Raw genomic sequence first — 3082 nt, 5'->3', positions numbered from 1 at the left:
CGGGCCGCCCGGTCCGCAAGCTCGGCCGCCCGGGCGGCGGCGGAGTCGAAGTCCTCGGGCGTCATGCGGTCGGCCGACCCCGGTTCGCCCGCGATGCGGTAGCCGTCGTTGCCCCACTCGCCGAGGTCGATCAGCTTGCAGCGCTCGCTGCAGAAGGGGCGCCAGGGATTGGTGCGGGAGAATTCCGCGGGAGTGCCGCAGATGGGGCAGGGGACTTTCATGATTATGAGGGACGAAGGGCGCTCCGGAGGGAGTCCGGCGCGCCGCGGGAACGGATAGGAAGGCGACCGCGTCAGTTTGCGCAGAGCCCGAGCCGGAAGCGGATCGGTTCGTGCACGACGTGCAGGCGCCGCCGCTCGTCGGGGCGCGAGAAGCGGATCCAGAGCATGTACTTGTTGGCGCTCACTTCGGGGATGAGCGTGCTCTCGGGCGGCATCCAGATGCGCGTGAGGCTCCAGTTGCGGCCCGCGACCGACATCTGCAGCATGCCGTTCTCGGCGTGCGCCTCCGAGACGGAGCTGTTCGTGCGCAGGTGCGAGAGGATGAGCGTCACGGCGCGGTAGGTGGGCACGAAGGACTCGGCGAGCTTTTCCAATTCGGCGCGGCGCTCCTCGACGGGGCGCGAGAGCCAGAAGTGCAGGAGCGGCATGTCGAACTCGCACGTTCCGCCGGGGAGCTGCTGGCGGTTGCGGATGAGCTGCAGCCACTCGTTGTCGCGGATGTTCTGTCCCGAACGCCCCACGACCTGCGAGACCTGCTGTGCGGCGGCGGCGAGCGCCGTGATGCGCGCGCCGATCGCTTCGCCGTCCGCCCCTTCCGCGCGGCGCTCCGCTTCGAGCTGCCGGCGCTCGCGCATGAGCTCCTGCACGAGGTCGTTTCTCAGGTCGCTTCTCGCGGCGACGTCCGAGAGGTCGAAGAGCACCCCAATCGCCGCCTGGTGCGTAATCGCCGAATCCTGCGCGCAGTACCAGTCGAAGCGCTTCACGAGCGCCTCAAACCGCAGATAGAAGCGGATCTTCTCGTTGCAGGGGAATTCGTAGAGAAGGAGGCCGTCGGACTGCATGTGGTTGCGCTCTGCGGAGGTGGGGGAATCGGGTGGTGGACGAAAGGTGAATTGATCTTAGCGCACGCACCCGCGGGAGTAGACGGGGAACGTCCGCAGGGGTGCTAAAAAATGAAAGCAAAGGTCTGCGGCGCGCCGCCGGCCCGGATTCTGCCGACGGTCCGGCGGATCAGCCCGCGGCGAGAAGCGCCTCGCCGTAGGCGCGCACGCGCGCCTCGAAGGCTTCGCGGCCCGAGTCGTTCACGATCACGTCGTCGGCGGCGGCGAGCCGCGCCGCGCGCGAGGTCTGTGCGGCGAGGAGCCGGCGCGCCGCGTCCTCGGCGAGTCCCGAGCGGCTCCCGAGCCGGCGGATCTGCACCTCTTCGGGTGCGTCGATCACCAGGATGCGGTCGGCGCGCGCCCGCGCGTCGGCGCTCTCAATGAGAAGCGGGCAGTCGTAGACCACGAAGGGCGCGCCGCGCTGCCCCTCCTCGAGCTGCCGATCGACGATCACGGCGAGCCGGCGGTGGATGATCGACTCGAGCCTCCTGCGGGCGGGCGCGTCGCTGAAGACGAGCGCGCGCATGCGGGCGCGGTCGAGCGCCCCGTCGGGGAGCGCCATCTCCGCGCCGAACGCCTCGATGATCTCGGGCATCGCCGCACCGCCCGCGGCGGTGAGGCTTCTCGAGACGGCGTCGGCGTCCACGACGGGCAGCCCCATCGAACGGAGCACCGCGGCGGCCGTGCTCTTTCCAGAACCCGCACCGCCCGTAAGTCCAAGCACCCAGCCCATCGCCTTTCTCCTCGGGGGGCGCCCGCCGTCGGGGACGACGGGCAAAACAAAAGGCGCCGTTCCTTGCGAAACGACGCCTTGAAAATCCTGGTCGGGGTGAGAGGATTCGAACCTCCGACTCCTACGTCCCGAACGTAGTACTCTACCAGGCTGAGCTACACCCCGACTGCTTCATCGTTGAACGCTTATCGATCACGTCGAACAGTGAAGGATAGCAATTCTAGCAGACTCGAATTAAAAATGGAAGGGGGAAGTTTCGAAAGAGCTTTTCGGCCTCGTTCGAGTTCCGCTTCCGCTCGCGTTCTGCAACGATCAAGAGCTCCACACTTTATCACAATCGAAGAGATTTTGTCAAATTCTCCGTCGCCCTGACGAACGGCCTCGTCGATGAGGGCCCGTTCTTCATCCGTGGCGGCTTGGCGGGCGTAGATGAGCGGAAGCGTCATCTTCCCCTCGCGCAGGTCCGCGCCGAGGTTCTTGCCGATGTCGGCCGCGACGCCCGTGTAGTCGAGGATGTCGTCGGCGATCTGGAAGGCGTTGCCGAGGGCGAGCGCATATTCGGCGACGGCCTCCTCCTCGTCCTTGCCGCATTCAGCGACCGCGGCGGCCATGCGCGCGCCCGCCTCGAAGAGGCAGGCGGTCTTGCGCTCGATCACGCGGAAGTAGCGCGTCTCGTCGACTGAGGGATCGTGAGCGTTCACCATCTGGATCACCTCGCCCTCGGCGAGGCGGTTTGCGGCGTTGGAGAGCGCCTCCATGACGCGCAGGTTCCCCGCGCGCACCATCATCTGGAAGGAGCGCGTGTAGAGGAAGTCGCCCACGAGCACCGCCGCGCCGTTGCCCCAGCGCGCGTTGGCCGTCGGGCGGCCGCGGCGCATCAGGCTCTCGTCGACCACGTCGTCGTGCATGAGGGTGGCGGTGTGCAGCAGCTCGATCGTCGCGCCGAGGTAGTTGCAGAGCTCGCCCTTGTAGCCGAGCGCGCGGCAGATGAGGATCAGGAGGGCTGGGCGCATGCGCTTGCCGCCCGCACTCGTGATGTATTCGCTGATCTCGTGCATGCGGCTCACGTCGCTCGCGAGTTCGCCGCGGATCACGTCGTCCACGGCCTGCATGTCCGCCGCAATGGGCGCGAGGAGGCGGCGCACGAGCGCCTTCGGATCCTCGGCGTTGGTGGTCTCGGTCATGTTAAGAGAGTCTCTTCCGTTGGTCTTTTCTGGACGCGCGCCGCGCCGGAGCGGCGCGCGGTG

Annotated in this window: 4 protein-coding genes and 1 tRNA gene; all 5 read right to left on the bottom strand. The window is 67.5% G+C overall.

The features are described from left to right. Positions 1 to 221, bottom strand: a 221-nt coding sequence (locus ACT6Y9_RS09925; protein ID WP_443744406.1) for a DNA gyrase inhibitor YacG, incomplete at its 3' end; no start/stop codon positions are given. Between the two features lie 71 nt (positions 222 to 292). Continuing rightward, the gene (gene zapD / locus ACT6Y9_RS09920; RefSeq protein WP_443744405.1) at positions 293 to 1063 is read right to left on the bottom strand and encodes a cell division protein ZapD; all 771 of its coding nucleotides are present in this window, start codon (positions 1061 to 1063) and stop codon (positions 293 to 295) included. A 169-nt stretch (positions 1064 to 1232) separates the two neighbouring features. Beyond that, entirely contained in the window at positions 1233 to 1835 is a 603-nt protein-coding gene (gene coaE, locus ACT6Y9_RS09915) for a dephospho-CoA kinase (RefSeq protein WP_443744404.1), read from the bottom strand. Positions 1836 to 1923: 88 nt separating this feature from the next. Next, positions 1924 to 2000 (bottom strand) — tRNA-Pro (locus ACT6Y9_RS09910). A 20-nt stretch (positions 2001 to 2020) separates the two neighbouring features. Next, positions 2021 to 3019 carry a polyprenyl synthetase family protein gene (locus ACT6Y9_RS09905; protein WP_443744403.1) on the bottom strand — a complete coding sequence of 333 codons (999 nt, stop codon included), beginning with the start codon at positions 3017 to 3019 and terminating at the stop codon, positions 2021 to 2023. Between the last annotated feature and the right edge of the window lie 63 nt (positions 3020 to 3082).

The organism is Sutterella sp. (assembly GCF_052272535.1).
Classification (GTDB): Bacteria; Pseudomonadota; Gammaproteobacteria; order Burkholderiales; family Burkholderiaceae_F; genus Sutterella.
This window is presented reverse-complemented; position numbering and strand designations above follow the sequence as displayed.